The sequence below is a fragment of the Brevibacillus invocatus genome (assembly GCF_003710915.1).
Taxonomy (GTDB): Bacteria; Bacillota; Bacilli; order Brevibacillales; family Brevibacillaceae; genus Brevibacillus; species Brevibacillus invocatus.
In genome coordinates this window covers 1-4,956 of record NZ_RHHR01000075.1, presented here as the reverse complement: position 1 = coordinate 4,956, position 4,956 = coordinate 1, and the positions used below count along the sequence as shown (strand labels likewise).

At 37.5% G+C, this 4,956-nt stretch carries 5 protein-coding genes and 1 pseudogene; 2 read left to right on the top strand and 4 right to left on the bottom strand.

The genetic code is table 11. The annotated features are described in order from the left end of the window. Positions 1-198, top strand: a pseudogene (locus tag EDM52_RS25030) (IS4 family transposase); the annotation flags it as partial. A 772-nt stretch (positions 199-970) separates the two neighbouring features. Here the strand turns inward: EDM52_RS25030 and EDM52_RS23735 are convergent. From EDM52_RS23735 to EDM52_RS23725, 4 genes are all read right to left on the bottom strand, one after another. Continuing rightward, positions 971-1,465, bottom strand: a complete 495-nt coding sequence (locus EDM52_RS23735; protein WP_122911371.1) for a hypothetical protein — start codon at positions 1,463-1,465, stop codon at positions 971-973. 27 nt (positions 1,466-1,492) lie between these two features. Beyond that, positions 1,493-1,729, bottom strand: a complete 237-nt coding sequence (locus tag EDM52_RS24405) for a hypothetical protein (protein ID WP_148038806.1) — start codon at positions 1,727-1,729, stop codon at positions 1,493-1,495. A gap of 114 nt (positions 1,730-1,843) precedes the next feature. After that, positions 1,844-3,061 carry an IS110 family RNA-guided transposase gene (locus EDM52_RS23730; protein WP_122911370.1) on the bottom strand — a complete coding sequence of 406 codons (1,218 nt, stop codon included), beginning with the start codon at positions 3,059-3,061 and terminating at the stop codon, positions 1,844-1,846. A gap of 826 nt (positions 3,062-3,887) precedes the next feature. Beyond that, positions 3,888-4,244 carry a hypothetical protein gene (locus EDM52_RS23725; RefSeq protein WP_122911369.1) on the bottom strand — a complete coding sequence of 119 codons (357 nt, stop codon included), beginning with the start codon at positions 4,242-4,244 and terminating at the stop codon, positions 3,888-3,890. Between the two features lie 399 nt (positions 4,245-4,643). Here EDM52_RS23725 and EDM52_RS23720 point away from each other — a divergent pair. Beyond that, the coding region (locus tag EDM52_RS23720; protein ID WP_122911368.1) for a transposase at positions 4,644-4,956 on the top strand (313 nt) is incomplete at its 3' end.

Here is a 4,956-nt window from a genome sequence, read left to right as displayed (position 1 = left end):
TTCCATCTTCTATGCGATGAAGTAAGCCAACTTGATTGGGCAGTTGCTTTAAAGCAACTCATTGATCTCATCGAGGACATTGCTCAAAAGGCAAACAAGAAGATCACAAAACTGATTAAAACGCAACTCCAACAATGGATCATGGGTTTACCCAGCTATATCAAGGGTTACCTACCTAATTTGAGCTGCGAAAGTTGAGTTTCTAAAACATGAAAGAACTAAATATCCAAATGCAATACCGCAAATCGTAGAAAACTTTGTTCCAAACATAAGAATCGACATAGGTGGTAGGTATTTACCTATTGGGGAGAAGTAGAAAAGAAAAACCGTAGCTCCGAAAAGTGAAGGTAATCCAATAACATACATTTTTAACCAATCAAAATTCCAGCGACCCTTTACTTTAAATAATTGAACAAAACTAGGAATAGCGAACATGAGTCCAATCAACATAGGGTAAAGTGAGCTGTACCAGTAGAGTGGAATAAGATTATAAGTTGATTGGGTTTGTTCATGTAATAGGTGCTCGTATTGCAACAGAACCTTTATTAAAAAGAACATGAGAATAACATAACCCAAGTAACAAAAAAAGATGGTGGTTTTTCGAATAACAATCACCTCCCATTGGTATTGTATGCATGTATATATCTATAGTTTCTGAAGATTTTACAAAATGCTCATTATGTTAAATTGTCGAATCGCTTTACTACTTGGGATGGTTATCAGAGGGGGGATATACGGATTCATCAATTGGATTTTTACTTCCATGTTCATCTCTTTTCTTGAGGCTTGTTGATCCTTTAGCAAAGAACCATACTCCAAGAATAAATAATCCAATACCTAATAAGAGATATAGCCAATTCAATTGAATCACCTCCATGGGTATTACCAGTTATTGTACCATGTTTGAACAAAGGAACGATCTGGAAATCGTAATTTTTACACTTTGTTCATTTGGAAAGTGTGGCGAGGCTTATTTGAGTGAGTTCGCTACTTTCAACAGATCGTTCAATCTATTCTTGTTATTTTTTGTAATACCAATATCGTAAAATAATCCACCTTTATGAAAACCTAGAAATTCAGCCACCCTACCTCTTTTGTTTAGGTACCACGCCTTGGTTCCGTCGTCTAAAGTGACTAATTCAGCTACTTCGAGAAATTTGCCCCAATGATTTTTGAAAGACACGTCCATCGATAATCGCTCATTGGAATTTACGTTTATGTAGTCTATGGACACGTTTTTAAAGGAGTCAGAAAAACGGCCACCTGAGTGAGTGTGCTTAAATGGAATGTATTGCGGAATCAATACATCTTTATGGTACCTTTCTTCAAATTGAGCAATTGATACGTGAATGGGAGATACATCTCCGAGTGGTTTGTTTGGGTCGAAATCTAAGGGGTCCTTTGGAACAGTCGGCGTCAAAAGCATCAAAGCAAATACGATTGTTAAAAGTTTATTTGTCAGCATGGTTACCCCCTTCTTTCTTTACTAAAATTACCCATTGGGAAATCGAATATCCGTATTTCTGTCAATTGCATCGTCTTCAGTAATACCAAATAACTCGATCATCTTGTCATCAATGCTGTTTGAAGCAGCACTCGTGGCTACGGGAGTATGTAGATTAACAAAACGGTAATGATGGTAAGTAGTTACGCTAACAGATATCAATAGCGGTACAAACACAAAAGAGGCTGCCGGTGTTGATATTGGCAGCCTTTGCAAAACTCCCATGAAAATTAACCTCTATGTGTATTATTAAAAATGGCAATACTAAAAAAGACGCAGCTCATTCAGTTTTTTAAAATTGCAACGTCTGAGTTTTCTGCTATGTAGATTTTTCTTTGACTAAGAGGCTTCAGTAATAGTAACGGTATATCCTAGCTTTTCTAATCTTTGAACGGAATGCCTTACTATGAATTGCTGTTTTTGCTTCTCAAAATAATCTTCTCCTAAATCGACATACATTTCTTTGCGGGTAAGTAGATAATAGGAGATTCTTAGCATGGCATGAGCTACAGAAATTGCTGCTCGTTTTTTACCTTTTCGTGCTGCTGTTCGCCTATACAAAGCACCGAGGTAATTTTTCGAGCCTCTTACTGAATGAGCTGCTTCCGTTAATGCAGATTTTAAATATTTGTTTCCTTTTTTTGTTTTAGATGACTTTCTTTTTCCGGCGCTTTCGTTGTGCCCAGGCACTAGTCCTGCCCATGAACATAAATGTGCTGCACTTGGAAATTGTTTCTCAATATCTGTTCCAATTTCAGATAAGATTTGTTCAGCCATACGAGTCGCAATTCCTGGTATGGAGTCTAATCGTTCAACATCTTCTTGGAAAGAAATGACCCGCTGAGAGACCTCACGGTCTAATTTTTCGACTTGTTCATTCAGAAATTCAATGTGATTTAAGATGGTCTTTATCATAAGACGTTGGTGGGGGTTCACATATCCTCGAAGAGCTAACTCTAGTTCATCTTTTTTTCGTTTCATAGTACGGCGAGCGAAGCTTGCAAGTTTCTCAGGATCGTCTTCACCATCAGCTATTGCATGAAGCATATCTCGGCTGGAAACTCCTAAAATATCGGATACAACAGAAGAGAGTTTAATGTTGGCGCCCTCTAAGACTTTTTGAATTCGGTTATGTTGTCGGGCTCGCTCTTCAATTATGCTTCGACGATATCGAACAAGCTCTCTCAACTCGCGCTGATTTCGATTGGGAATATAGCTAGCTGTAAGCAACCCATGTCGGAGAAGTTCAGCGATCCATTCGGCATCTTTGACATCTGTTTTTCTTCCAGGGACTGCTTTCATATGAGTAGCATTAACCACCAAAAATTCAATTGAATCTGCTTCCAATAAATTGACGATTGGCTTCCAAAAAACACCTGTGCTTTCCATTGCGACATTGGTACACCCTTGTTCTTTAATCCAGTCAATTAGCTTTAATAAGAAAACGGTCTTAGTTGAAAATGTTTGAATCTCCTTTCCTTCTGGTGTAATGATGCATGCAGTAATACTGTCCTTATGAACATCCATACCACACGATCGTTCAATGAGTACCTTCATTGAAAACATCCTTCCTACGGCACTACCTATAAGGAGGCTGGTGCAACAATCATAAAAGGACTAATCTCCCATGAGTGCTTCCCGAAAGGGAGCGACAATCTATGATGCACCATGATCGTTGGAGTCAGACTAACGGATGGGCTCGTAGCACCAACTTAAAACGACCTTCCTCTCCAGCCGTAGTAGCAGTATGGACGGATTCAAACCATTTTCATCATCTTTGGTGCAGCAGCGCTGCATGAGTGGCTAACGGGCTCGATAGTTCAATAAAATAAAAGGCCAGTCTAACACTTTATTGTCATGTTTAGACTGGCTTTTTATACGGCAGGATGGAATAGTCTAGAAATCATTTCTTTTAACTTTATTTGGTATGATATTGTTAAACAATTCCCGTTTATTAACGGGATTATTTGTTTAGGGGTGTTATTAACTCTAATTTGTCACAGGCTCTAATAATACGTGAATACTAGATGATGTTTATGATTGTTAAAACTAAGAAACAAGTCTAAATAACTAATTTTCTTAAACAACGAATATTGATATTAATGTACTGATCTTAATACACTATTAAAGCAAAAGCTTGCCGAAAATTCGTTATTAAAGCAAAAGTATGCCGGAAAAACATTTTACAAGTGATTTTATTATCTGTATAAGAAGGTTTATTGATCGTCAGCAATAATTCCTTAGTATCTTTACCATGAGAATATTGTAATATAGGGCATTGGCAAGCTTATGGTTTAATTGTTGGCAAATTTATGATTTAAACTATAATATACTCTAATCGTTTAAAATTAAAGTGATTAAAAAAACTGGTGCTATAGAAGCATCAGTTTTTTCTTTGATCTTCATTATTTGTGCTGAGTTTAACACCAAATTTCTTTCGGAGGTGAGCAGGCGTAATATCCATGTTTAGAAAGGCAGAATAGATTTTCATGCCTTGTCTAATATTTATTATATAGACATGGGTTCTCTCCATGAAGTCCCGTATGTCCGTTGTATTATAGAGTACGGAATACTGATAATCTCCACTTAACAACTCTCCATTGAACTCTTCTAAATCGTGAACGACTTTACTTAACTGCCATCCCTTTTTGCTAATGAACTCATTTATTGTCTGTTGCCGCTGATTAATTTCATCTTGATCTTTTCCTCTAGTCTTATAGAAAACAATTGCTTTTTCCATTAGGATCCCCCCATCTGAATTCTATAATATTTAATATACTTTAAAGTATATTATTTAACGCGGTTATAGTTTAAAAGTTTCGATATAATTAAACATATTTCCAAAAATGCAATGAAGGGGAACATATATCTGCTGTTACTATTAGAAAAAATTCTTCTCAATAAACAGGAATATTTCTTGTATAGGTAAGATCCAAGCACTTCCTGACTCACGGGAGCCGTTCGAAAGAAGGCCAAGAAGTCTATATGGAACGACACCTTGTCCATATGTGTAGGCGAATGAACCACTCATACCGTTAAGCCTTGGAATTGTCACTATCTCTTAAGCCCCAAAATTGGATTTGAGTCACACCCCCTTATCCTGTTAAGCTGGTATCAGAAGAACAGAGGGGGATTTTTTATGCAACGGAAACGCTATTCAATCGAGTTTAAACAGCAGCTGATCCAAGAAGCCCAAGAAGTAGGAAACGCGAGCCAGGTAGCCAGACGGCATGGGATAGACGTCAAAATGCTGTATCGATGGATTCGCGATTCGAAACACACGGATTGGCAAAACGCTTCTGCCGATGCAAAGGCTGTAACGAGTTATACACCAAGCCCAGGAGAGTTTCGTGAACTGGAAACCGAGAATGATAAACTAAAGAAATTACTTGGAGAAAAGGATTTGGAAATCGCGATCCTTCGAGATCTTGTAAAAAAGGTGAACCCAGCTT

Excerpts from the sequence above, each read along its gene's own strand:
- EDM52_RS23735 (WP_122911371.1), bottom strand. The coding sequence starts at position 1,465 with ATGCTGACAAATAAACTTTTAACAATCGTATTTGCTTTGATGCTTTTG.
- EDM52_RS24405 (WP_148038806.1), bottom strand. The coding sequence starts at position 1,729 with ATGGGAGTTTTGCAAAGGCTGCCAATATCAACACCGGCAGCCTCTTTT.
- EDM52_RS23730 (WP_122911370.1), bottom strand. The coding sequence starts at position 3,061 with ATGAAGGTACTCATTGAACGATCGTGTGGTATGGATGTTCATAAGGAC.
- EDM52_RS23725 (WP_122911369.1), bottom strand. The coding sequence starts at position 4,244 with ATGGAAAAAGCAATTGTTTTCTATAAGACTAGAGGAAAAGATCAAGAT.